General features: G+C 65.4%; 19 protein-coding genes and 2 tRNA genes. 6 read left to right on the forward strand and 15 right to left on the reverse strand.

From position 1 onward, the window contains the following. Positions 1-163: 163 nt before the first annotated feature. Both ACVOLQ_RS19295 and ACVOLQ_RS19300 read right to left on the reverse strand, forming a co-directional pair. Positions 164-250, reverse strand: a tRNA-Leu gene (locus ACVOLQ_RS19295). A 225-nt stretch (positions 251-475) separates the two neighbouring features. Next, positions 476-562, reverse strand: a tRNA-Leu gene (locus ACVOLQ_RS19300). A 115-nt stretch (positions 563-677) separates the two neighbouring features. Here ACVOLQ_RS19300 and rnr point away from each other — a divergent pair. The 3 genes from rnr to ACVOLQ_RS19315 all read left to right on the forward strand — a co-directional run bounded on the left by rnr (position 678) and on the right by ACVOLQ_RS19315 (position 5,285). Further along, positions 678-3,191 carry a ribonuclease R gene (rnr, locus tag ACVOLQ_RS19305; protein WP_481528982.1) on the forward strand — a complete coding sequence of 838 codons (2,514 nt, stop codon included), beginning with the start codon at positions 678-680 and terminating at the stop codon, positions 3,189-3,191. A 121-nt stretch (positions 3,192-3,312) separates the two neighbouring features. Further along, positions 3,313-4,056, forward strand: a complete 744-nt coding sequence (gene rlmB, locus ACVOLQ_RS19310) for a 23S rRNA (guanosine(2251)-2'-O)-methyltransferase RlmB (RefSeq protein WP_293706047.1) — start codon at positions 3,313-3,315, stop codon at positions 4,054-4,056. A gap of 8 nt (positions 4,057-4,064) precedes the next feature. Then, the gene (locus ACVOLQ_RS19315; RefSeq protein WP_481528983.1) at positions 4,065-5,285 is read left to right on the forward strand and encodes a DmpA family aminopeptidase; all 1,221 of its coding nucleotides are present in this window, start codon (positions 4,065-4,067) and stop codon (positions 5,283-5,285) included. A 170-nt stretch (positions 5,286-5,455) separates the two neighbouring features. On the opposite strand, the gene ACVOLQ_RS19320 is transcribed toward ACVOLQ_RS19315, so the two are convergent. From ACVOLQ_RS19320 to ACVOLQ_RS19330, 3 genes are read right to left on the reverse strand one after another with little or no spacing between them, the layout of a single operon-like run. Further along, positions 5,456-6,883: an efflux transporter outer membrane subunit gene (locus ACVOLQ_RS19320; protein WP_481528984.1), complete on the reverse strand. Its 1,428-nt coding sequence runs from the start codon at positions 6,881-6,883 to the stop codon at positions 5,456-5,458. Beyond that, entirely contained in the window at positions 6,880-8,832 is a 1,953-nt protein-coding gene (locus ACVOLQ_RS19325) for a MacB family efflux pump subunit (RefSeq protein WP_313169396.1), read from the reverse strand. Before ACVOLQ_RS19325 ends, ACVOLQ_RS19320 begins: the two co-directional genes overlap by 4 nt. Further along, the gene (locus ACVOLQ_RS19330; protein WP_481528992.1) at positions 8,829-10,172 is read right to left on the reverse strand and encodes an efflux RND transporter periplasmic adaptor subunit; all 1,344 of its coding nucleotides are present in this window, start codon (positions 10,170-10,172) and stop codon (positions 8,829-8,831) included. Before ACVOLQ_RS19330 ends, ACVOLQ_RS19325 begins: the two co-directional genes overlap by 4 nt. A gap of 198 nt (positions 10,173-10,370) precedes the next feature. Between ACVOLQ_RS19330 and ACVOLQ_RS19335 the strand changes: the two genes are divergently transcribed. From ACVOLQ_RS19335 to ACVOLQ_RS19345, 3 genes are all read left to right on the forward strand, one after another. Then, positions 10,371-11,096, forward strand: a complete 726-nt coding sequence (locus ACVOLQ_RS19335) for a response regulator (protein WP_481528985.1) — start codon at positions 10,371-10,373, stop codon at positions 11,094-11,096. Beyond that, on the forward strand, positions 11,093-12,502 hold the full coding sequence (locus ACVOLQ_RS19340) for an ATP-binding protein (protein WP_481528986.1): 1,410 nt from the start codon (positions 11,093-11,095) through the stop codon (positions 12,500-12,502). Before ACVOLQ_RS19335 ends, ACVOLQ_RS19340 begins: the two co-directional genes overlap by 4 nt. 447 nt (positions 12,503-12,949) lie before the next feature. Continuing rightward, on the forward strand, positions 12,950-13,705 hold the full coding sequence (locus ACVOLQ_RS19345; protein WP_313494200.1) for a GGDEF domain-containing protein: 756 nt from the start codon (positions 12,950-12,952) through the stop codon (positions 13,703-13,705). Positions 13,706-13,715: 10 nt separating this feature from the next. Here ACVOLQ_RS19345 and rnt read toward each other — a convergent pair whose 3' ends face one another. The 10 genes from rnt to pstS form a co-directional block, all read right to left on the reverse strand. Beyond that, positions 13,716-14,360, reverse strand: a complete 645-nt coding sequence (rnt, locus tag ACVOLQ_RS19350) for a ribonuclease T (RefSeq protein ID WP_313169403.1) — start codon at positions 14,358-14,360, stop codon at positions 13,716-13,718. A gap of 154 nt (positions 14,361-14,514) precedes the next feature. Next, positions 14,515-15,282 carry an HvfC family RiPP maturation protein gene (locus ACVOLQ_RS19355; RefSeq protein ID WP_481528987.1) on the reverse strand — a complete coding sequence of 256 codons (768 nt, stop codon included), beginning with the start codon at positions 15,280-15,282 and terminating at the stop codon, positions 14,515-14,517. Further along, positions 15,275-16,093 carry an HvfB family MNIO-type RiPP peptide maturase gene (locus tag ACVOLQ_RS19360; protein ID WP_313169407.1) on the reverse strand — a complete coding sequence of 273 codons (819 nt, stop codon included), beginning with the start codon at positions 16,091-16,093 and terminating at the stop codon, positions 15,275-15,277. Before ACVOLQ_RS19360 ends, ACVOLQ_RS19355 begins: the two co-directional genes overlap by 8 nt. 37 nt (positions 16,094-16,130) lie before the next feature. Next, positions 16,131-16,496 carry an HvfA family oxazolone/thioamide-modified RiPP metallophore gene (locus ACVOLQ_RS19365; protein ID WP_313169409.1) on the reverse strand — a complete coding sequence of 122 codons (366 nt, stop codon included), beginning with the start codon at positions 16,494-16,496 and terminating at the stop codon, positions 16,131-16,133. A 139-nt stretch (positions 16,497-16,635) separates the two neighbouring features. Next, positions 16,636-17,028: an RcnB family protein gene (locus ACVOLQ_RS19370; RefSeq protein ID WP_481528988.1), complete on the reverse strand. Its 393-nt coding sequence runs from the start codon at positions 17,026-17,028 to the stop codon at positions 16,636-16,638. A 180-nt stretch (positions 17,029-17,208) separates the two neighbouring features. After that, the gene (phoU, locus tag ACVOLQ_RS19375) at positions 17,209-17,916 is read right to left on the reverse strand and encodes a phosphate signaling complex protein PhoU (protein ID WP_481528989.1); all 708 of its coding nucleotides are present in this window, start codon (positions 17,914-17,916) and stop codon (positions 17,209-17,211) included. Between the two features lie 155 nt (positions 17,917-18,071). After that, entirely contained in the window at positions 18,072-18,902 is an 831-nt protein-coding gene (pstB, locus tag ACVOLQ_RS19380) for a phosphate ABC transporter ATP-binding protein PstB (RefSeq protein ID WP_282272926.1), read from the reverse strand. Positions 18,903-18,933: 31 nt separating this feature from the next. Next, on the reverse strand, positions 18,934-19,797 hold the full coding sequence (pstA, locus tag ACVOLQ_RS19385) for a phosphate ABC transporter permease PstA (RefSeq protein ID WP_481528990.1): 864 nt from the start codon (positions 19,795-19,797) through the stop codon (positions 18,934-18,936). Next, positions 19,797-20,768 (reverse strand): phosphate ABC transporter permease subunit PstC, encoded by a 972-nt coding sequence (pstC, locus tag ACVOLQ_RS19390; protein WP_313169416.1) that lies wholly within the window; start codon positions 20,766-20,768, stop codon positions 19,797-19,799. Before pstC ends, pstA begins: the two co-directional genes overlap by 1 nt. 304 nt (positions 20,769-21,072) lie before the next feature. Next, positions 21,073-22,161, reverse strand: coding sequence for a phosphate ABC transporter substrate-binding protein PstS (gene pstS / locus ACVOLQ_RS19395; RefSeq protein WP_481528991.1), 1,089 nt, complete (start codon positions 22,159-22,161; stop codon positions 21,073-21,075). Positions 22,162-22,530: the final 369 nt, after the last annotated feature.

Here is a 22,530-nt window from a genome sequence, read left to right on the forward strand (position 1 = left end):
GCCATGCTCGGCATGAGGCGCCATCGGTAAGGCCTCTGCCGAGCATGGCTCGGCATTATCGTCGGGATTATCGGTAAGGCTTTTGCCGAGCATGGCTCGGCACTACCGGTAAAAATTGCGGGCACAAAAAAACCCGCTTTCGCGGGTTGTTTCGTTTGAGTCATGGTGCCCAGGAGAGGACTCGAACCTCCACGGAGTTGCCCCCGCTAGCACCTGAAGCTAGTGCGTCTACCAATTCCGCCACCTGGGCGACTCAGGAGCGAGATTATGTAGGACGTTTCTGGTGCCGTCAACAGGTTTGTGAAGAAAAAGCCCGATCAGCGTAGCCCGGGTAAGCGCAGCGCACCCGGGGCATCTGCAGCGGATTGCTTGGGTAGGAAACCCGGGTGAGCTGCGCTTACCAGGGCTACCGTGGCCTGTTTGTTCGAACCGCAGAAACGAAAAAACCCGCTTTCGCGGGTTTGATCTTGAAACGTGGTGCCCAGAAGAGGACTCGAACCTCCACGGAGTTGCCCCCGCTAGCACCTGAAGCTAGTGCGTCTACCAATTCCGCCACCTGGGCACTTCAGGCCGCGCAGTTTGAAGAGGATGCGCATCTTTGTCAACGCTTTTTCACAAACATCCGCAGTGACCGTGTGCGCACCCTGTACACCTGTGTCCATGTACCATGGAGGCTGATGAAAAACAAAAAGACCACTGGGGCCGACAAGGCCCGCAAGTCCGCCACCGGCAGCAAGCCGGGCAAGGCGCCGGGCAAAGCCCCCAAAGCAAAAAGTGCCAAGCTGCCGCCGTGGATGCCGGAGAGTCTGTCCGCGCCGGCGAAGTCGGCGGCCAAGCCAGGCAAGGCCGGCCCTCGCGCCGCCGCCAAACCCGGCAAACGCAAATTCACCGACGATGCCGCGCCGCAGAGCTTCGTGCGCGGCCGTCGCAAGTCGGGTCCGCCGGTGGCGGCCTTCGATGATCCCTATGCATCCCGCGAGGCCGAGCGCTACGCGCAGCCCATCGCCAGCCGCGAGGCCATCCTGCAGTTGCTGGACCGCTGCGAAGGCCCGCAGAACGCCGAGGAAATCGGTGCAGCCCTGGGCCTGACCGAACCGGATCGCGCTGAAGCGCTGTCCAAGCGCCTCGGCGCGATGGTGCGCGACGGCCAACTGGTGCAGAACCGCCGCGGCGGCTTCGCACCGGTCAGCCAGTTGAGCCTAATCCCGGGTGTGGTCATCGCCAACCCGGAAGGTTTTGGTTTCCTGCGCCCGGACGAAGGCGGCGACGACCTGTTCCTGTCGCCCTACGAGATGCGCAAGGTCATGCATGGCGACCGCGCCTTGGCCAATGTCACCGGCATCGACCGCCGTGGCCGCCGCGAAGGCGCCATCGCGCGCGTGCTGGAGCGCGGCGTCAATCGCCTGATCGGTCATTTCAGCGTGGAGGCCGGCATCTACTACGTGGTGCCGGACGACAAACGCATCCAGCGCAACATCCAGATCCCGGCCGATGCAACCGGCGGGGCGAAGGATGGCCAGCTGGTGGTCTGCGAACTGACCCATGCGCCGGACTCGCGTCGTCCGCCGATCGGCAAGATCATCGCCGTGCTGGGCGACAAGCTGACCCCGTCGTTGGTGGTGGAAACCGCCATCCACGGCCACGAGCTGCCGTATGAGTTCCCGCCGGAAGTGCTGGACGAAGCCACCGCCATCCCGATGACGGTGGAGTCGTCGATGATCGGCAAGCGCGTGGACCTGCGTTCCCTGCCGCTGGTCACCATCGATGGTGAAGACGCCAAGGACTTCGACGACGCCGTGTATTGCGAGCCGAACCGCGATGGGTTCCGGCTGGTGGTGGCCATCGCCGACGTCTCCAACTACGTGCGGCCCGGCACGCCGCTGGATGACGAGGCCCAGCGCCGCGCCACCTCGGTGTACTTCCCCGGCTTCGTGGTGCCGATGCTGCCGGAGACGCTGTCCAACGGCATCTGCTCGCTGCGGCCGAAGGAAGACCGCATGTGCTTTGTCTGCGACATGCAGGTGGGCCGCGATGGCCAGGTCAGCGGTTCGAAATTCTACGAAGCGGTGATGAACTCGCATGCGCGCCTGACCTATACCCAGGTATGGGGCGCGGTGGGCGAGGAGGATGCCGACGCCAAGGCCTTCATCGGCCCGTTGCTGCCGCAGATCCAGAACCTGCACCAGCTCTACCGCATCCTGTCCAAGGCGCGCGAGCGCCGTGGCGCCATCGAGTTTGAATCCTCGGAAGTTCGCTTTGTGCTGGACAACCGCGGCGAGGTCACCCAGGCCGGCATGATGGTGCGCAACGACGCCCACAAGCTGATCGAGGAATGCATGATCGCGGCCAACGTGGAAGCCGCGCGCTACCTGCTGTCCACCCATATCCCGGCACCGTTCCGCGTGCATGAGCGTCCGCCGGAATCCAAGTACGCCGACCTGCTGGAGTTCCTCAAGGAGTTCAAGCTGAGCCTGCCGGCGTGGAGCAAGGTGCAGCCGGGCGATTACACCAAGCTGCTGAAGAAGGTGCGCGAGCGCCCGGATGCGGCGCTGCTGGAGTCGGTGCTGCTGCGCAGCCAGTCACTGGCGGTGTATTCGCCGGACAACAACGGCCACTTCGGTCTGGCGCTGGAGGCCTATGCGCATTTCACCTCGCCGATCCGTCGCTATCCCGACCTGCTGGTACACCGTGCCATCAAGTACGCGCTGACCGGCGGCCCGCGCGAGAAATACACCTATACGCCGCGCGAGATGGCAGCACTGGCGCTGCAGTGTTCCGAGCGCGAGCGCCGGGCCGATGAGGCCGAGCGTGAGGTGGACGAGCGCTTCCGTGCCGCATGGATGGAAAAGCACGTCGGCGGCCAGTTCGATGGCGTGATCAGTGGCGTGACCAGCTTCGGCCTGTTCGTCGAGCTGGACGAGTCCAAGGTCAACGGTCTGGTCCACGTGACCCAGCTGCCGCACGACTATTACCAGTTCGATCCGATCCGCAAGACCTTGAGCGGTGACCGTCGCGGCAACGAATTCCGGCTCGGCGACCGGGTCCGCATCCTGGTGCTGAAGGCCAGCATGGAAGAGCGCAAGATCGACTTCCGGCTGATTGAAAAACTGGATGGCGAGCCGCTGGACGAAGGCCTGCCGCCGCTGCCCGAACGCGGTAAGCCGGCCAAGCGGGTCAAACAGAAGTACTGATGCAGGAGGTGGCTCCGCCATGGCGGAGCCGCCTTTCCCGTCCCCCGCAGGCCGGTGGCAGCTGCGGGCGGGGCCGAATCGGCCTACCATTGCCACCCCCAGAAGTCCCCATGTGACGCCCATGAGCAAGCAGAACCAGTGGATCGTCGGCGTCAATGCCGTTGCTTCGTCGATCGAGAAAGACCCCGAAAACGTCCGTGAGGTCCTGATCGAGGCCGGCGCCAAGAACCCGCGCCTGGTCGAAATCGAGGAAGAAGCCCTGCGCAAGGGCATCGACGTGCGCAAGGTCAACGCCCAGGCGCTGGGCGGCGTCGCCGGCCAGGTCCGCCACCAGGGCGTGGTTGCGCGTTACGCCGCGCCCAAGCTGTGGGCCGAGAACGAGCTGTCCGGCCTGATCGAAGCCGCTGAAGGCAAGGCGCTGGTGTTGGTGCTGGACGAGGTGCAGGACCCGCACAACCTCGGTGCCTGCCTGCGCAGCGCCGCTGCCGCCGGTGTCACCGCGGTGGTGATTCCCAAGGACAAGAGCGCGCCGGTCAATGCCACCGTGCGCAAGGTCAGTGCCGGCGCTGCCGACCGCATCCCGGTGGTGGCGGTGACCAACCTGGTCCGCACGATCAAGGAGATGCAGAAGCTGGGCGTATGGGTCTACGGCCTGGCCGGTGAAGTGGACGCCACCATCCACCAGCTCGACCTGCGCGGCAACGTGGCGCTGGTGATGGGTGGCGAGGGTGACGGCATGCGCCGCCTGACCCGTGAAACCTGCGACCAGCTGGTGCGCATCCCGATGCCGGGCGATATCGAAAGCCTCAATGTATCCGTGGCGACGGGTGTGGCATTGTTCGAGGCCGTCCGCCAACGCCTGTAAGGAACCTCATGCCCCGCACGCCGCCTCGTCTTTTCCTGCAATTGACCGTGGCGCTGGCGGGGCTCTGTGCCCTGGGCGTCGCGGCCCACGACGCCGCCCCGCAGGACACCGCCGCCCGTGACAGCCTGCGCGTACGCGCCCGTGATCTGGGCGTCGCCCCCGGCATCTTCGCGCCCGGTAGCAACAACGCGATCACCGACGTGGCTGGCGTGCGCGTTGGCCAGGTGAGCTTGCGTGAGGGCGACACCGTGCGCACTGGCGTTACCGCGATCCTGCCGCACCCCGGCAACGCCTATCGCTCGCGGGTGCCGGCGGCGCTGCATGTTGGCAATGGCTTTGGCAAATTCGTCGGCAGCACCCAGGTCAACGAACTGGGCGAGCTGGAGACCCCAATCCTGCTGACCTGCACGCTCTGCGTGTGGAAGGCCGCCGATGCAATGGCCGAGTGGATGCTGGCGCAACCGGACATGCAGCAGGTGCGCTCCTTGAACGTGGTGGTCGGCGAGACCAATGACGGTGGCCTCAATGACATCCGCGCCCGGCCGGTGACCGCCGATGCCGTGCGCCGTGCGTTGGAAGGTGCGAAGAGCGGTCCGGTGCAGGAAGGCAGCGTGGGTGCAGGCACCGGTACGGTCGCGTTCGGCTGGAAGGGCGGTATTGGCACCTCCTCGCGCAAGCTGCCCGAGAGCCTGGGCGGTTGGACAGTGGGCGTGCTGGTGCAGGCCAATTTTGGCGGCGTGCTGCAGGTGGAAGGCGCGCCGGTCGGTCGCGAGCTGGACCGCTACGCGTTCCAGAATGCGGTTGCCGCGCAGGGCAATGTGCGCGGGCTTGCCGATGATCGCGGCGATGGCTCGGTGATCATTGTGGTGGCCACCGATGCGCCCTTGTCCGACCGCAACCTGCGGCGCCTGGCCTCGCGCGGGATGATGGGCCTGGGGCGTACCGGCAGTTCTGCGTCCAACGGCAGTGGCGACTATGTGCTGGCGTTTTCAACGGCGGCATCGGTGCGGCGCGGGTTTGATGCCGCGCAGTTGCAGACCACCGAGTTGGCCAACGAGCAGATGAGTGCGGTGTTCCAGGCCAGCGTGGATGCGGTGGAAGAATCGGTCTACAACGCCTTGTTCATGGCGACCACGGTGAGTGGTAATGGACAGACGGTGGAGGCGATTCCGCTGGACAAGGTGCGGGAAGTTTTGCAGCGGCATGGGGTGCACGCGCCGGGGCAGTAGGGGGCTCGGAGTACTGCAGATTCAAGCGATGCCAAGCGAAGTCCCTTCTCCCGCCTGCGGGAGAAGGTGGCCGAAGGGCGGATGAGGGGAGCTCTTCAGCTTCTCGGCCTTCCAGCGTTTGCTTCTCCGCTCGGCCCTCTCCCCAACCCCTCTCCCGGAGGGAGAGGGGCTCAAGAGGCCCCACCACCCAGCGCCTTGTAAAGCGTCACATCATTCACCAGTTGGCTGCGCTTGGTCTGAGCCAGCGACAGCTCTGCATTGCGACGGGTCTGCTCCGCTTCCAGCCAGGTGCGCAGATCGGTAGCACCAGCGCGATAACGCACCTCATACAAACGCGCGATCTCCACCGCTTCGTCGTACGAGGCCTGCGCCGCAGCGACCTGCTCAGCCAGGCGCGTGCGTGCCGACAAGGCGTTGTCCACTTCCGACAGCGCGGTATACAGCGTGCGACGGAAATCATTGGCGGCGATCTGGTAGGAAAGGTCCGCCGACTTGATATCCAGCTGCATCTGCCGGAATTTCAGGAACGGCAGGCTCAGGCCAGCACCCAGTGTCGCCACCGGGTTGGTCAGCACATCACCCAGCGAAGTTGCGGAACTGCCTGCCGAACCACTCAGGCTCAGACTCGGGTAATAGCTGGTGGCGGTGACCTTGATGTTCTTCAGCGATTGCCGCAGGCGCAGTTCGGCCGCGCGCAGGTCGGGGCGGCGTGCCAGCAGCTCGGCCGGCAGGCCTTCGGCCAGGGTCGGGCTCTGCGCGATATCCAGGTTCTGCGGCTCATCGGCCAGCGGCCACGGCTGGCCATCCAGCAAGACGGTCAGCGCGTTGCGGGTTTCCACCCGCTGCTGTTCCAGCTGCGATTGCGCGGCCTTCTGGCTCTCGATGTTCTGCTGCGCCTGGCGCACTTCCAGCCGCGATACACCGCCCGCATCGAACTGGGTCTGCACCAGGGCAGCGGTGCGCTGCAGGCGTTCGAGATTGGCCTGGCCCGTTGCAATTGCCTGGTTGAGATAGCCCAGCTGCCAGTACAGATCGGTGCTCTGGCCGACCAGGCTCAGTACCGTGTTCTGCAGGTCCTGCGCGGTGGCCTGCGCCTCCCATTGGGCGATGTCGCGCTGGCCGCGCAGCTTGCCCCACAGGTCCAGTTCCCAACCCAGCGAGACGCTGGCGCTGTGGTTGCGCGACCAGTCGTCGCCACTGTCGATGCTGCGGCTGCCGCTGGCACTCACCGAGCCATTGGCCTGCGGCCACAGATCGGCCGTGGCCAGGCCGGCCTGGGCGCGGGCGCGTTCGAGTTTGAGCCCGGCCGAGGCCATGTCGGTATTGCGGGCCAGCACGGCTTCGATCAGGCGGTCCAGACGGGGGTCGGCAAAGCCCTGCCACCAGGCATCGGCGTGCACGTCGGCGACCGGCGCGGTGACTTCGTGCGCAACCGCCTGCACCGGCGTATTGGCGGCGGCATCGCCGCGGCCATAGACGGCGGGCACGCGCAGCTCGGCGGCCGGGTCGGCGCTGGGGGTGCTGGCGCAGCCGGCCAGGGCGGCGGTCAGTGCGGTGGAGAGCAGCAGGGGACGCAGTAGGTTCATGGTCATCTTCATTCGCGGGCCAGGGCCTCGACCGGGTCGAGTTGGGCGGCATTGCGGGCAGGCAGGAAGCCGAACGCCACGCCGATCAGGGTCGAGCAGGCAAAGGCGGCAATGATCGAGCCGGTGGAGAACATCAGGGTGAAGCTGGCACCAAAGGTCTGGAACGCCCAGCCGATGGACAGCGCCAGCGCGATGCCGAGCACGCCGCCGAGCAGGCAGACCAGCACCGCCTCGATCAGGAACTGCTGGCGGATATCACTCTGGCGCGCACCCACGGCCATGCGTACGCCGATCTCGCGGGTACGCTCGGTCACCGACACCAGCATGATGTTCATCACGCCGATGCCACCGACCACCAGCGCGATCGCGGCGATGGCGCCGATCAGCAGGGTCATGGTCTTGGTGGTGGATTCGATGGTCTCGCGGATCTCGGCGGTGTTGCTGAGGAAGAAATCCTCGGTGCCGTGGCGCAGGGTCAGCAGTTTGGTGATGGCCGACTGCGCGGCATCCATCGGCGTGTCGTCCTTGACCCGCAGGGTGATGCTGCTCAGGTAGGTCTGGCCGAGCATGCGTGCCATCACCGTGGTGTAGGGCACCCACACGCTGAGGTTGGTGCTGCCGCCAAAGCCCATCGACTGGCGCTTGGCCACGCCGATCACGCGGGCCGGCACATTGCCCAGCAAGACCACCTGGCCCAGCGGGTCGTCGCTGCCGAACAGCTGGCTGCGGGTGTTCTCGTCGATCACCACCACCTGGGCCAGACTCTTTACTTCGCTTTCGTCGAAGTAGCGCCCGCTGACCAGGGTCATGCCCTTGACCCGGAAGTACTGGTCGCCAATGCCGGCAACCTGCGCCGAGGCAGCCTTGTTGCCGACCCGTGCGGTCACCGAGCTGGACACGCTGGGGGTGACGCTGTCGATGTAGCTCTGCGTGGCCAAGGCCTCGGCATCGCTGCTCTTCAGCGTCTGCACGCGACCCGAACGCATGTCGCCAAAGCCACGTCCCGGGTAGACGTCGATGGTATTGGTGCCCAGCGAGGAAATGTTCTGCAGGATCTGCTGCTGCGAGCCATTGCCCATCGCCACCACCGACACCACCGAGGCGATGCCGATGATGATACCGAGCATGGTCAGGAAGGTACGCAGGCGGTGTGCGTTCATTGCCAACAAGGCCATGCGGAAAGCTTCGACGAAGCGATCACGTGCGGCCTGGAAGGCATTGCCGGTGCTGGGCTGTGGGGTAGGGCGTTGCTGCTTCTGCAGCGCCGGCACCTTGTCGTTGCGGCGGTCGGCGATGATCTCGCCGTCGCGGATCTCGATGATGCGCTGGGCGTGCTCGGCCACGTGCATGTCGTGGGTGACGATGATGATGGTCTGGCCCTCGGCATGCAGCTCGCCGAGGATGGCCATCACTTCCTCGCCGGAGGCGCTGTCCAGCGCACCGGTGGGCTCGTCGGCCAGGATCACCTCGCCGCCGTTCATCAGCGCACGCGCGATCGACACGCGTTGCTGCTGGCCGCCGGACAACTGGCCCGGCTTGTGGCCCATGCGGTCACTCAGGCCCAGCCGCGCAAGCAGCGCCTCGGCGCGGCTGCGGCGGGCCTCGGCCGGGGTGCCGGCATAGATGGCCGGCACTTCCACGTTGCCGCGCGCATCCAGATCTCCCAACAGGTGATAACGCTGGAAGATGAAACCGAAATGCTCGCGGCGCAGCTCGGCCAGCTCGTCCGGCTGCATGCGCCCGGTCTCGCGGCCGGCCACCTTGTAGGAGCCGACGGTGGGGCGGTCCAGGCAACCGAGGATGTTCATCAGCGTCGACTTGCCCGAGCCGGACTGGCCAACGATGGCGACCATCTCGCCGGCGTGGATGTCGAGGTTGACGTCCTTCAGCACGGCGATGGTTTCCTCGCCGGCCGGGAACTCGCGACGCAGGTCGCGCAGTTGCAGCAGCGGCTGGCTCATCGGCGCGGCCCACCCATCATCGGGCCCATCGGGCCGCGCTGGTTGCTGCTGGATTTCTCGCCGGCGGTGACTTCGCCCACCACGACCAGCTCGCCTTCCTTCAGGCCTTCCAGCACTTCGACGTTGGAACCGTTGTTGAGGCCGACCTTGATCGTGCGCGGCTCCGGCTGGCCGTCCTTGTTGACCACGCGGACCAGGTAGCTGTTGCTCTTGGCCAGTGCGGCGGCTTCCGGCTGGCGGCGCTGCTGGCGCTGGCCTTCCTGCTTGCTGCGGGCGGCGCGCTGCTCGCCATTGGCGGCATTCGCGCCGGGGCCACGGCCGCCTTCCGGCACCTTGGGGCCGAGCGCGACGGTGGGGATCAGCAGCGCGTCCTTGGCCTGGGCCAGCATCACCGACACCTGCGCGGTCATGTCGATGCGCAGGGTGCCGTCCGGGTTCTCCACGTCGAACAAGGCGTTGTAGTACACCGCCGTGCTGGAGCTGGAAGAGGAGAAGCTGCTGGAGCTGGTGCTGTCGGTGCTGATCGAGGCCGGCGCCGGGTTCACCGTGCGCAGCGTGGCCTCGTACTTGTGATCGGGGTTGCCAAGGATGGTGAAATAGACCGGCATGCCGGGCTTGATCTTGACCACGTCGGCTTCGGAGATTTCAGCGTTGACCGTGACCAGGTCCAGCCGCGCCAGCTTGACGATGGTCGGCGCCGACTGGTTGGCGTTCACTGTGCGGCCTTCTTCGGCCACCACCGCCACCACGGTGCCATCGATGGGCGCGGTGATGCGGGTATAGCCGAGATTGGCCTGGGCGGTGCCCAGCTCGGTTTCGCGCTGGCGGATCTGCGCATCGAGCGCGCGGATCTGCGCGCGGGTGCTGGCCAGGTTGGCTTCGGCCGACTCATAGTCGGCGCGCGAGGTGGCTTCGGCGGCCAGCATCTCCTTCTGGCGGGCGAAGGCCAGCTCCGATTCCTTCAGCGAGGCGGTCTGCACCGCACGCTGGGCGCGGATGTTTTCCAACGCGGCTTCGGCGTTCTTCAGGCTGTTTTCCTGGGTGACCGAATCGATTTCGGCGATCAGGTCGCCCTGCTTGACCACATCACCCAACTGCACCTTCAGCACCTTGATCTGGCCCGAAGCCTGCGCACCAACGCTGACCAGCTTGTAGGCATCGATCACGCCGGTGGCATCGACGGTCTGTTCCAGGTCGCCGCGGCTGACCGGCGAGGTGGCCATTGAAGGGGTAGCGGGCTTGCGCGTGGCCCAGAACACGCCGCCGGCGATCAGGGCGACGATGGCAGCGGCAAGCAGGAGGCGGTTGCGGCGGGAGGAGGGCAGCAGCTTCACGGTGATCAGGCACTCAGGCTGGGCCGCAGCGTGCGGCGTTGATGCCAGTGTGGTCAGCGCCCTGTTCAGCCTCAAGGCACAGTATGTGTCGGCGTGTATCAGGTTCAGCCAGCCATGTGTCGCTGTGTATCAAGCGTGGGTGTTGATACTCGTGGATACATGCACGGGCGCGCACGACGATCCGCTAGCATGGATCATTGACCCATGACGGAAAAACAGACCTTGCACCGCTTGTTGGTGGTAGACGACGACAGTGACATCCGCAACCTGCTGGCCGAACAGCTGGGCCGGGCAGGCTACGCGGTGAGCACGGCGGCCGATGGCAACCAGATGCGCCAGGTGCTGGCGCGCGAGCACATTGACCTGATCGTGCTGGACCTCAACCTGCCGCGCGAAGATGGCCTGGCCTTGTGCCGCGAACTACGCGTGCGCTCGACCACGCCGGTGATCATGCTGACCGCGCGCAGCGAGCCGATTGACCGCGTTCTGGGCCTGGAGATGGGCGCGGACGATTACCTGGCCAAACCCTTCGAGCCGCGCGAGCTGCTGGCGCGTATCCGCAATGTGCTGCGTCGCACCGAGGCGCTACCGGCCAACCTTGAGCCACTGGCGATGCGTCGGGCGGTGTTCTCCGGCTGGGTGTTCGACCTCGAACATCGCCATCTGATCGACCCGGCCAAGCGCGTGGTGATGCTGTCCGGCGCTGAGTTCCGCTTGTTGCGGGTGCTGGTTGCGCATGCCAACAAGGTGTTGTCGCGCGAGCAGCTGGTGTCGCTGAGCAGCGGACGCAGCTATGAATCCCAGGACCGCGCCATCGACCTGCAGATCAGCCGCCTGCGGCAGAAGCTGGGAGACGCCGGGGCCGATGGCCTGATCAAGACGGTACGCAACGAGGGCTACGTGTTCGCCAGTGCGGTGACGCTGGAATGAAGCGGCTGCGCCTGTTCCTGTCGTCGATGGCGGGGCGGCTGTTCGTCATCCTGCTCGTCGGCATGATGGTGGCCGCCATAGGTGCCACGCTGCTGGCCGAGAGCCGCCGCCAGCAAGAATTCGAACGGCAGAACCTTGCCCGTATCGCCGACCGCCTGCAGGGCTTCGTCAATCTGCTGGACGGCAACCCGGAGCTGCGCAGCCGCCTGTTGGCGGTGGGCGGACCCAGCGTGCGTGAGGTGAAAGGCGAGTTCCGCACCGGTGATGTGGATCAGGCACTGATGGCGGTGCTGAGCGCACGCGGTGGCGCAGTTGCCAGCGCGCAGGTGCGTGCCAGCAGCTTCCGCGCTTGCATGCCGCCGTTGCCGGAATTCCTGCCGCCGCCCGGGCGCGGGCCTCGGCCACAGCATTCACGTGATCGCGACCCTGCGTTCACCCCGCCGCGCTGCCGCTTGGTGGAATTGACGCTCACCGATGGCACGCCGCTGCGCTTGGCGCTGGAATACCCGGCGGTGGCACGACGCACCGCTTCGGCATTCGACCCCTGGTTCCTGTCGCTGCTGGTATTGGCGATTGGCCTGCTCGCTTATGTGGTTGCACGCATTGCCAGTTCACCCTTGCAGCGGCTGGCCAATCACGCCACCGAGCTTGGGCACGACCTGCAGCGCGAACCCCTGCCGGTGAGCGGGCCATTGGAAGTGCAGCGCGCCGCCGAAGCTTTCAATGCCATGCAGAAGCGCCTGCAGCGGCACCTGGGCGAACGCACGCAGATGCTGGCGGCGATCACTCATGATCTGCAGACGCCGCTGACGCGGCTGCGACTGCGCCTGGAAAACGTTCAGGACGAGCCATTGCGCGAGCGCCTGATCGGCGATCTTGCTGCGATGCAGGCCTTGATCCGTGAAGGACTGGAGCTCGCCCGCAGCGCCGAGAGCGCCGAGCAACGCGCGGCGCTGGACCTGGACTCACTGCTGGAAAGCGTGGTCGAGGACGCCGCCGAGTCCGGTCATGACGCGGTGCTGGAGCAGGGGAGCGGTGCGGTGATGATGCTGCGGCCGTTGGCGATGCGGCGTTTGTTCTCCAATCTGGTTGACAACGCGGTGAAGTATGGCCGCAGTGTGCATTTAAGCGCGCGCCGCGATGGCGATGCTGTCGAGGTGCGGGTGCGTGACAGCGGGCCAGGATTGGCTGCGGACGAATTGGAGGCTGTGTTCACCCCATTTCTGCGCCTGGAGACCTCGCGCTCGCGCGAGACCGGCGGCGCCGGCCTGGGCTTGACCATCGCCCGTGCGCTGGCTGAAAAAGACGGTGCAAGCCTGACCCTGCGCAATCACCCCGAAGGTGGCCTGGAAGCCATCGTTCGGTGGGAAACGCCGCAGTGGCCAGCCAACAGCCAAGACCGGTGATGTTTGTGGGAGCGGCGTCAGCCGCGAAGCCACAAATGCCCCCGGAGCCACCAACAGCAAGCCACCAATGGCCTGTCGAGCGCAGAAAGCTCCAGCCGCAATCTGCCAGAAACCCAGCTTCGCGGCTTATGCCGCTCCTGCAAACGCTGCCGCTGCGGCTTTGGTGTCATCGGCTCGACAAGCTTTCACACTGCCAATCACACTCCAGCGAAAATCCCGGGCGGGGGGCAGTCTTGGTTCCTGCAAGCTCCCGACGGTTTGCTAGTATCCGCAGATCAGCTTGGGGCACGAACGATGGCAGCAGGGAACAATCCGATCACCCGGTCGAACGGGGGGCTGCGCGCGCGGTGGGGCAGGGCGAGCGTCCTTGCAGATCTACGCCAGTCAGCGCTGTTGTTGGTGGTGGCAGCTGCCACCGCACCCGCTTGCGCGCAAGGCGCCGCGAAAGTGTCTTTGCCAGCCCCACAATTGGCAGTATTGCCGCTCCCGGGTTTGCTCATCGGCCTGTGCGTACTGTTACTGCTGGGCGTGCTGTGGCTGGCGATGCAGCTGAAGCAGCAGCGTGGGCAAGCACAACAATTCGCGGCTCGTGAACAGGCGCGATCGGATCAGCTGCATCAGCAGAACGCGCGGCTGGAAGCGGCCTTGCTGGAAAAGGCGGAACTTGAACACAAGCTTCGTGAACAGGCCGACGCATTCGAGCGCTTGGCCAATGAGGACGATCTCAGCGGCCTGCCCAACCGCCGCGCGTTTGATGACGCGCTGGCACGTGATATGGCGGCAGCGCGGCGCACGGGGCGCTCGCTGAGCCTGGTGGTGCTGAGCATCGATCATCTCAAGCAGATCAATGCCGAATGGTCGCGTGCGGTCGGCGACCTGGTGCTGTGCGAGGTGGGTGATCTGATGCGGCGCAGCCTGCGTGCCTCGGATATGCCGGCACGGCTGGGCAACAAGGAGTTCGCCGTGTTGCTTGGCGATACCGCCTTGCCGGAAGCCGAGATTGCCTGCCAACGGCTGCAGCGCCTGTTTGGCCAGTATGCGGAGTGGGGCGGGCACGAGACTGGCGATATCAAGGTCAGTTTCAGTGCTGGTGTGGTGCAACTCGGCGAGCAGGACCAGGCGCCGGTGTTGTTCTACCAGCGCGCCAAGAATGCGCTGGCGCGGGCGAAGAAAGAAGGCCGCGCACGTACCTGCGCAGCCTGAGTGTCATTGATCAGCGGCCAGGTGCGGGCGGCCAGGCGTTGACGATCTTGCAGAACAGGCGGGCGGTCTGCTCGGTGTCGTACACCGCGCTGTGCGCCTCACTGGCATCCCATTCAAAGCCGGCAGCTTGTACCGCGCGGGCCAGCACGGTCTGGCCATAGGCCACACCTGCCAGGGTCACCGTGTCGAATACGCTGAACGGGTGGAAGGGATTGCGCTTGTGGCCGCTGCGGGCGACGGTGGCGTTGACGAAGTTCAGGTCGAAGTGCGCGTTGTGGCCGACCAGGATCGCGCGCTGGCAGTTGTACTTCTTCATCGCTGCGCGCACCGGTGCGAACACGTGCTCCAGCGCCTCGCGCTCGGGCTTGGCCAGGCGGAAGGGGTGGTCGAGCACGATGCCGGTGACTTCCAGCGACTTGGGGTCGATTTCGGTGCCTTCGGCCGGGATCACATGTGCACTGGCGGTCTGGCCCGGGTAGAGCAGACCGTTCTCGTCCATCTCCACCGGCACGGCGGCGATCTCCAGCAGCGCATGGCGATTGCAGTCAAAGCCGCCCGTTTCCACGTCCACCACTACCGGCAGGAAGCCACGGAAGCGTTGCGCCATCGGCGTGAAAGCGGGGCGGTGAAGCGTGGGTTCTGCGGATTCATTCATCGCAATAGGGTAGCAGAGCGGGTCAAGCGGCCGTGTCAGCAAGCGCCTGCAAATGCCGTGAGAGCCTGTAGTGCCGAGCCATGCTCGGCAGGGGCGTTACCGGTAATGCCTCAGCCGAGCACGGCTCGGCTCTACAGGGCCTCCCCAACCCTCCCTACGCCTTCGGCCCAAGCGAGGAGGCCCAGCTGCCCAGCAGACAGCCCTTGTCCCGCAGTTGCTCCAGCATCGCAGCGCCATTGCGGATGAACTCCTCGTCAGCTTCTGTACCCGCCTCAACCGCCAACTCCCGCAGCTGCTCAAGCCCACTGAGCGCGGGAAACTGCTCCAGCCTTTCCAGCAAGCGGTACAGCATCGGCGAAAGTTCGGAGTACACGATGGCGCCATCCGCCCCGCGCCGGGCCAGCAACAAGGTCGGCTGCAGCGGTGGCTCGTTGGGCTGATATTCCAGACCAATCCGATGCACCGGCCATTGGTAGGCCAGTGCCCGGCAGCAGGGCGAACAGACCGGGCTGCCCGCCAGCAGGTCACCCTCATGATCATGCGCTGGCAGCGGCTCGTCGCTGATCTTCAGCGCCAGTTCGATCCATTCGTAGTGGGCCAGCTCCAGCAGCCATGCTGCCTGCGGATCCAGCGGACGATGGTCCAGGAAGGCGATGAACTCCTGGCCGATTTCCGGGAACAAGGGCGTATGTGCTCGATGCTCACGGCAGAAATCGCGCACCAGCTGTTGCCAGCGCGGCTCGCCCAGACTGCGTGCGATCACCGGGAAATTGGCCGCCAGCAGGCTTTGGATATTGTTGAAGTACAGCTCCCGGTACACCTGCAGGCGTGCGTCGTTGATGCCGGTCGGTGCGGCATGCTGCTGAGGGTCGCGCAGGTGCGCGGCAAAGCGCATCTGCAGTTCGCGTAGTGACTCAGCCATGGGCGGCCTGCTGCAACTGGCGGATACGTGTCAGTTCTTCAAGCAGTTCAGGCAGTGGCGGGAAGTTGAAGTCGCGTTCCAGCAGGGTGGGGCGCACGCCATGCATGGTGTAGGCATCGGCCAGCAGTGCCCAGACATCGCCCTTGACCGGCATGCCATGGGTGTCGATCTTCAGGTCTTCGGCTTCGTCGTGATGGCCGGCAACGTGGTAACTGGCAATGCGTTGTGAGGGCAGGCGTGCAAGAAAGGCGCGCGCGTCATAGCCGTGGTTGACGGCGTTGACGTAGACGTTGTTGACGTCCAGCAGCAGGTCGCAATCGGCCTCGTCCAGCACGGCGTTGATGAAGTCCGCCTCGTCCATGTCCGCCGCAGGTACAGCGTAGTAGGAGGCATTTTCCACGGCGATGCGACGGCCGAGGATGTCCTGGGCCTGGCGGATGCGTGCCGCCACATGCTGCACGGCTTCGGCAGTGAAGGGCAGCGGCAGCAGTTCGTAGAGATGGCCATCATCCGTGCACCAGCTCAGGTGCTCGCTGTACAGCGCGACCTGGTGCTGGTCGAGGAAGCGCCGTGTCCGTGCGAGGAACTCCACATCCAGTGGGGCCGGTCCACCCAATGACAGCGATAGGCCGTGGCAGCTGAGCGGGTGCCGCTGCGACAGTGCCGACAGCGCTTCGCCCAGGCTGCCGCCAACGCCGATCCAGTTGTCCGGGGCGCATTCGAGAAAGTCGAATGCGCCGGCCGGTGCCGCCTGCAAGGCGTCGAGCAGCGAGCGCCGCAGGCCCAGGCCAGCGCTGGCCTGGGCAGGCATGCGCTGGTCGGGCGTGTGGCGCGCGGGTGTGCCGGGCTTAGTGCTTGCCGCCACACTTGCCCTCACCACACTTGCCTTCGGCCGTGGCTTTGTCCGCGCCTGCAGCGGCTTCGCTGTCAGCCTTGGCGGTATCGGTCTTGGGCTTGTCCTTGTCGGCACCGCACTTGCCTTCACCACATTTACCTTCGCCGCACTTGCCCTCGGCCTTCTGCTTGGCGGCGGCGTCGGTGCCTTGTGCAGTAGCGGTAGCGGCTTGTGCTTCGGCGGTTGGCGGGGTCTGGGCGCCGGCGCCGAGGGCATAGCCCTGGGCCAGGTCGGTCATGGCAAAAGCAGGGGCCGCCATGCCGCCGAGCAGGGCGGCGCCAAGGGCGAGGGTGGTGGACTTGCGGATGTCGATGGCCATTGCGTGTGTCTCCGGTGGTGGTTGGGCCGGGGGGAGGCTGGAGCTTAGCAAGCGGTCCGGCGCAATGGCGTGACCTTGCCATCGTTGGAATGGCAACGGGCCTATTTGGGGCCCGTGTTGATTCAGCTGGCGATGGTGATCAGCGATGGCCGCTGACGATATCGATGATGAGCCCGGTGGCGACTGCCATCAGCACATAGCGGTCATCGACCTTGCGCCATTCGTTGCCACGTCCGGGCCGACGCAGGCCATGCTTGCTGTAATCGGCAATACGGTTGCCGCGCTGGTTCTGTGGCAGGCGCTCGCCCTTGCGTGGGACATGGTGCGCGCTGTTGCTGGATGCGTGGCGGGCGCCGTTGTGCGCGGCCGGTGCAGGTGTGCTGGCGCGATGGCCTTGGGCGTGCTGGTCAGCACTGTGGGCCGACTTGTCGCGACGAATGTCGTCGCGGTCACGATCCTGCGCTGGGCCGGCAAGGGCGGCACCGGAGGCGAGCAGGGACAGACCCAGGAGGGTGGCAGCGATACGCTTCATGGCAATTCCTCAGTGCGCGGCGGGAGTGCAGCGGACGAGTCCATACTCGGAAAAAATGCGTGAATGAGTGATTAAAAACACAGGCTGCAGGGTGTCGCTTTGTACCAGTCTGTATCAGCCCGCCACGACGAGGTGCAGCGCGGCCGCTGCGCATGCAGGCAGCGGCCGGACAACCATCGATCAGGCGTGATCGACGGTGCTGGTTTCGTCGCGCTTCTCGCGCGGCGGCAGCGGCGCATCACCATGTACCAGGAACCACACGTTCTCGGCGATGTTGGTGGCGTGGTCGCCGATACGCTCCAGGTTCTTTGCCATGAACAGCAGGTGCGTGCACGGGGTGATGTTGCGCGGGTCTTCCATCATGTAGGTCAGCAACTCGCGGAACAGCGCGGTGTACTGCGCATCCAGACGCGCGTCGTCGGCGCGCAGGCTCAGTGCGGCCTCGGCATCGTTGTCGCGATAGGCTTCCATCGCGCGGCGGACCTGCTGCGCGGCGAGCCGGCCGAGTGCGCGCAGGCCCTGGATCTGCGGCAGCGGCGGCACCGCGGCAAGCGCGATGGAGCGCTTGGCGACGTTGGCGGCATAGTCGCCGATGCGCTCGATGTCGGCGGGGATGCGCAGGCCGGCGAGGATCTCGCGCAGGTCGCGGGCCATCGGCCCACGCAGCGCCAGGCGCATCACGTCGTGGCTGATCTGCTGCTCAAGCTGGTCGATGGCCTCGTCGTTGGCGACGATGCGCTGCGCGGCCTTCTCGTCGCGGCGTTCGATCACGTCCAGCGCGGCTTCGAGCTGGGCAACGGACATTTCGCCCATGCGCACGATCTCGGTTACCAGTCGCTGCTGTTCTTCGTCATAGCTCTTGACGATGTGGTCGTTGGGAAGATTCATGGAATGCTCGCTGGAGACGGTTCGGGTGGGACTGCATTCGTTCGGTAGCTGCGTTGCCATCCATGGCGTACATCTGGCTTCGGAGTGCGGCCCGGCCGTCCATGGCCAGGCATCCAGCGGGCGGCGAACCGCGTCACGGTCCGCCTGCGCCAGCCTCAGCCAAAGCGACCGGTGATGTAATCCTCGGTCTGCTGCTTGGAGGGGTTGGAGAAGATGGTCTCGGTGCGGTCGTGCTCGATCAGGTCGCCCAGGTACATGAAGGCGGTGTAGTCGGACACACGCGCTGCCTGCTGCATGTTGTGGGTGACGATGGCGATGGTGTAATCGTTCTTCAGCTCTTCGACCAGTTGCTCGATGCGGCTGGTGGAGATCGGATCCAGCGCCGAGGTCGGCTCGTCCAGCAGCAGCACGTCCGGGCGCAGGGCCACGGCACGGGCGATGCACAGGCGCTGCTGCTGGCCACCGGACAGGCCCAGCGCGCTCTGGTTGAGCTTGTCCTTCACTTCGTCCCACAGCGCGCCCTGGCGCAGCGCCTGCTCGACGCGCACGGCCATGTCGGCCTTGGACAACTTCTCGTGGTGGCGGATGCCATAGGCCACGTTCTCGAAGATGGTCATCGGGAACGGCACCGGCTTCTGGAACACCATGCCCACCTTGGAACGCAGGCGGTTCATCGGGTACTTGGGCGAGAGGATGTTCTCGCCGTCCAGCAGTACTTCACCGCGCGCTTCCAGCTTGGGGTACAGCGCGTAGATGCGATTGAAGATGCGCAGCAGGGTGGACTTGCCGCAACCGGAGGGGCCGATCAGCGCGGTGACACGCTTTTCCGGAATCTCCAGGTTGATGCTCTTCAGCGCATGGAACTTGTCGTAGTAGAAGTCCAGGCCGCGTGCAGCGAGCTTGACCGGCGCCGGCGTGTGCAGCGACTGGTTGGCGGCGGGCACGTTGATGCGCTGCATCGGGACGGCGTTGCTGAGGTCGTTCATGGGAAGGTCCATGGCAATCAATCGTTTAAGTTCAGTCGTTCGAGATGCGGTTGCGCAGCAGCAGGCCGCGCGCGGAGAGGCTGACCAACAGGACGAATACGGTCAGTACCAGGGCACCTGCCCAGGCCAATACCTGCCAGGATTCGTAGGGGCTGCCGGCGAACTGGTTCATCACCACCGGTACCGAGGCCATCGGCTGCATCACATTGCTGTTCCAGTACTGGTTGCCGAAGGCGGTGAACAGCAGCGGTGCGGTTTCGCCGGAGATGCGGGCCAGGGCCAGCAGGATGCCGGTGACGATGCCGGCCATGGCACTGCGGTACAGCACCTGCATGATCACCTTCCACTGCGGTACGCCCAAGGCCAGTGCGGCTTCGCGCATCTGCACCGGTACCAGTCGCAGCATTTCGTCGGTGGTGCGGATCACCACCGGCAACACGATGAAGGCCAGCGACAGCGCGCCTGCAAATGCCGAGAACTGGCCGCCGGTCTGCATCACGTACAGGGTATAGACGAACAGGCCGAGCACGATGGACGGTGCCGACAGCAGGATGTCATTGACGAAGCGCACCACCGTGCCGGCCTTGCGGGCATTGCCGTACTCGGCCAGCCAGGTGCCGGCGGCCACGCCCAGCGGTGTGCCGATGCCGATGGCCATGGCACACATCACCGCGCTGCCGAAGAAGGCATTGAGCAGGCCGCCTTGCTGCATCGGCGGCGGCGTCATCTTGGTGAAGAGGTCCAGGTTGATGCCAGGCAGGCCCTTGGACAGCAGCGTCCACAGGATCCAGCCGAGGAAGAACAGGCCGAACAAAGCGGTAGCGCAGCCCATCAGCAATGCGACGCTGTTGACGACGCGGCGGCGCAGGTACAGGGAGTCAGCGGAAGCGGACATCAGTTGCCCTCCTTGCGGGACAGGCGCATCAGCATCAGGCGGGCCAGAGCCAGCACCACGAAGGTGACGATGAACAACACGAAGCCGAGCAGCAGCAGGGCCGAGCGGTAGGTTTCGGTGGCCTCGCCGAAGTCGTTGGCGATCAGCGCGGCGATGGTGGTGCCCGGCTCCAGCAGCGAAGGCGTCAGGCGCACGCTGTTGCCGATCACGAAGGCTACCGCCATCGTTTCGCCGAGCGCTCGGCCCAGGCCGAGAAAGACGCCGCCGATCACCGCCGAGCGGGTATAGGGCAGGACGATGTCCCAGCTCACTTCCCACTTGGTGGAACCCAGCGCATAAGCCGATTCCTTCAGGCGGGTGGGAACGGTGAGGAAGACCTCGCGCATCACCGAGGAGATGAAGGGAATGACCATGATCGCCAGCACGAAGCCGGCGGTGAGCATGCCGATGCCCAACGGCGGGCCGCGGAACAAGGCGCCGATCACCGGCAGTGGGCCGATGTGATCGTTGAGGAACGGGGTGACGTATTCGGTCATCACCGGCACCAGCACGAACAGGCCCCACATGCCATAGATGATGGAGGGGATGCCGGCCAGCAGTTCGATGGCGGTGCCGACCGGGCCGCGCAACCAGCGCGGCGCCACCTCGGTGAGGAAGAAGGCGATGCCAAAGCTCACCGGCACCGCGATCAGCATGGCGATCAGGGCGGTGACGATGGTGCCGTAGATCGGCGCCAATGCGCCGAACTTGTTCTCCACCGGATTCCAGTCGGAGGAGTAGAAGAAGCTCAGGCCTTGCTCCTGCAGCGCATGGCGGCCACCCCAGAGCATGGACAGGGCGGCACTGGCCAGGGCGACCAGGACGAAGATCACGGTGGCGATCAGGAACCAGCGGAACAGCCGGTCGTTTCGTGCATCGCGCAGATCGCGTGAGGTGGGCGCGGATGCTAGGGACGGTGCAATGGCATTCATGGCAGCGGCAGGGGCCCAGGTGGATGCGGTGGTGTTTCTGTCCCCGGAATCGGGGGAGTAAAAATCTTTGAGCTTGTCATTCCCGCGTAGGCGGGGATCGCCTTCAAGCCGTCATTCCCGCCTAGGCGGGGTTTTCAACCGACGAATGTCGGGTCATCGCTCTTGCCGTTGATGTTGCGTGTGACTTCAGCGGCAAAGGCATGAACAAAAGCAACAGCAAAAGCAGAATCACGAGCGATCCCCGCCTGCGCGGGGATGACGCACTGGCAAAGGCGGGGCCGCCGGGCGGCCCCGCGCCAGTGCGTCACTTGAACTCAGCAGCCCAGTACGACTCGATCTGGGTGACCAGCTCGGCCGGCAGCGGCACGTAGTGCAGCTCGTTGGCCTGTGCCTGGCCGTTCTCGAAGGCCCACTTGAAGAAGGCGCGGGTGTCGGCGCTGCGCTTGGCGTCCTTCGGCTGCTTGTGCATCAGCATGAAGTTGGTGGCGGTGATCGGCCAGGCATTGGCGCCCGGTGCGTTGGTGATCACCAGGTTGAAATCCTTGGCATTGGCCCAGTCCGCGCTGGCAGCGGCCGCCGCAAAGGTTTCAGCGGTCGGCTGCACCCAGCTGCCGGCAGCGTTCTGCATGGAGGCATACGGCATGTTGTTCTGCAGGGCATAGGCCAGCTCGACATAACCGACCGAGCCCTTGATCTGCTGCACGTAGGAGGCAACGCCTTCATTGCCCTTGCCGCCGACGCCGTCCGGCCACTGCACCGAGGTGCCTTCGCCGACCTTGTCCTTCCACTCGCCGCTGACCTTGGACAGGTAGTTGGAGAAGTTGAAGGTGGTGCCCGAACCGTCGGAGCGGTGCACCAGGGTGATCTTGGTGTCGGGCAGGGTTACGCCCGGGTTGGCATCGACAATGGCCTTGTCGTTCCAGGTCTTGATCTTGCCCAGGAAGATGTCAGCCAGCAGCGGGCCGGTCAGGCGCAGCTGGCCCGGCTGCAGGCCTTCAAGGTTGACCACCGGCACCACGCCGCCAATTGCCGACGGGAACTGGCCAAGGCCAGCCTGGGCCAGTTCTTCAGTGGAGAGCGGTTTGTCCGACGAACCGAAGTCGACGGTACCGGCCTTGATCTGGGCGATACCGCCGCCGGAGCCGATCGACTGGTAATTGATCTTCGCGCCGGTGGCGGCGTTGTAGTCGGCCGACCACTTGGACACCAGCGGGAAGATGAACGATGCGCCGGCGCCGGAGATCTCGACGGCAACCTTGTCACCAGCGGCCGGTGCAGCCGCACCTGCGGCGTCCGGGTTGGCGGCGGCCTGGTTACCCTTGTCACCACAGGCCGACAGGCCCAGGGCGATGGCCAGCGAGAGGGCGGCAAGACCGGTCGTGTGCAGCTTCATGCGTCACTCCATAGCGGGAGAAATGCCGGCAGCGCCGGCGGATGCGGCTATGAAATGATGTTTTTGTTACAGCCTGATTACATCGTGAAAAAAATCTGAAAAAGCTCACAGAATCAATGGCCATCGGTTGGGTGGATGGCGCGTCGAAGGGCGGGGGTGTTGCCCGGAGGACACTCCCCGGTAATGCGCGGTAGTGCCGAGCCGTGCTCGGCAGGCGCTTTCCCGGTAGAGCCTCAGCCGAGCATGGCTCGGCTCTACAGGGGGGCGGTCGCGACAGTGCCTAAGCGTAGTGCCCCGCGAAGCTCCCGCGGGCGGTTCCCCGGGAAAACCACGCCCCACATCGCGCGGGGCGTCACGGCCCCGGGCGGG

The organism is Stenotrophomonas sp. STEN031 (assembly GCF_056759975.1).

Coding starts and splice junctions, on each gene's coding strand:
- ACVOLQ_RS19365 (WP_313169409.1), bottom strand. CDS start 16,496: ATGGCCATCGACATCCGCAAGTCCACCACCCTCGCCCTTGGCGCCGCC.
- ACVOLQ_RS19340 (WP_481528986.1), top strand. CDS start 11,093: ATGAAGCGGCTGCGCCTGTTCCTGTCGTCGATGGCGGGGCGGCTGTTC.
- ACVOLQ_RS19370 (WP_481528988.1), bottom strand. CDS start 17,028: ATGAAGCGTATCGCTGCCACCCTCCTGGGTCTGTCCCTGCTCGCCTCC.
- pstS (WP_481528991.1), bottom strand. CDS start 22,161: ATGAAGCTGCACACGACCGGTCTTGCCGCCCTCTCGCTGGCCATCGCC.
- ACVOLQ_RS19315 (WP_481528983.1), top strand. CDS start 4,065: ATGCCCCGCACGCCGCCTCGTCTTTTCCTGCAATTGACCGTGGCGCTG.
- rnt (WP_313169403.1), bottom strand. CDS start 14,360: ATGAATGAATCCGCAGAACCCACGCTTCACCGCCCCGCTTTCACGCCG.
- ACVOLQ_RS19335 (WP_481528985.1), top strand. CDS start 10,371: ATGACGGAAAAACAGACCTTGCACCGCTTGTTGGTGGTAGACGACGAC.
- ACVOLQ_RS19360 (WP_313169407.1), bottom strand. CDS start 16,093: ATGCCTGCCCAGGCCAGCGCTGGCCTGGGCCTGCGGCGCTCGCTGCTC.
- phoU (WP_481528989.1), bottom strand. CDS start 17,916: ATGAATCTTCCCAACGACCACATCGTCAAGAGCTATGACGAAGAACAG.
- ACVOLQ_RS19355 (WP_481528987.1), bottom strand. CDS start 15,282: ATGGCTGAGTCACTACGCGAACTGCAGATGCGCTTTGCCGCGCACCTG.
- pstA (WP_481528990.1), bottom strand. CDS start 19,797: ATGTCCGCTTCCGCTGACTCCCTGTACCTGCGCCGCCGCGTCGTCAAC.
- rnr (WP_481528982.1), top strand. CDS start 678: ATGAAAAACAAAAAGACCACTGGGGCCGACAAGGCCCGCAAGTCCGCC.
- pstB (WP_282272926.1), bottom strand. CDS start 18,902: ATGAACGACCTCAGCAACGCCGTCCCGATGCAGCGCATCAACGTGCCC.
- ACVOLQ_RS19320 (WP_481528984.1), bottom strand. CDS start 6,883: ATGAAGATGACCATGAACCTACTGCGTCCCCTGCTGCTCTCCACCGCA.
- rlmB (WP_293706047.1), top strand. CDS start 3,313: ATGAGCAAGCAGAACCAGTGGATCGTCGGCGTCAATGCCGTTGCTTCG.
- ACVOLQ_RS19325 (WP_313169396.1), bottom strand. CDS start 8,832: ATGAGCCAGCCGCTGCTGCAACTGCGCGACCTGCGTCGCGAGTTCCCG.
- pstC (WP_313169416.1), bottom strand. CDS start 20,768: ATGAATGCCATTGCACCGTCCCTAGCATCCGCGCCCACCTCACGCGAT.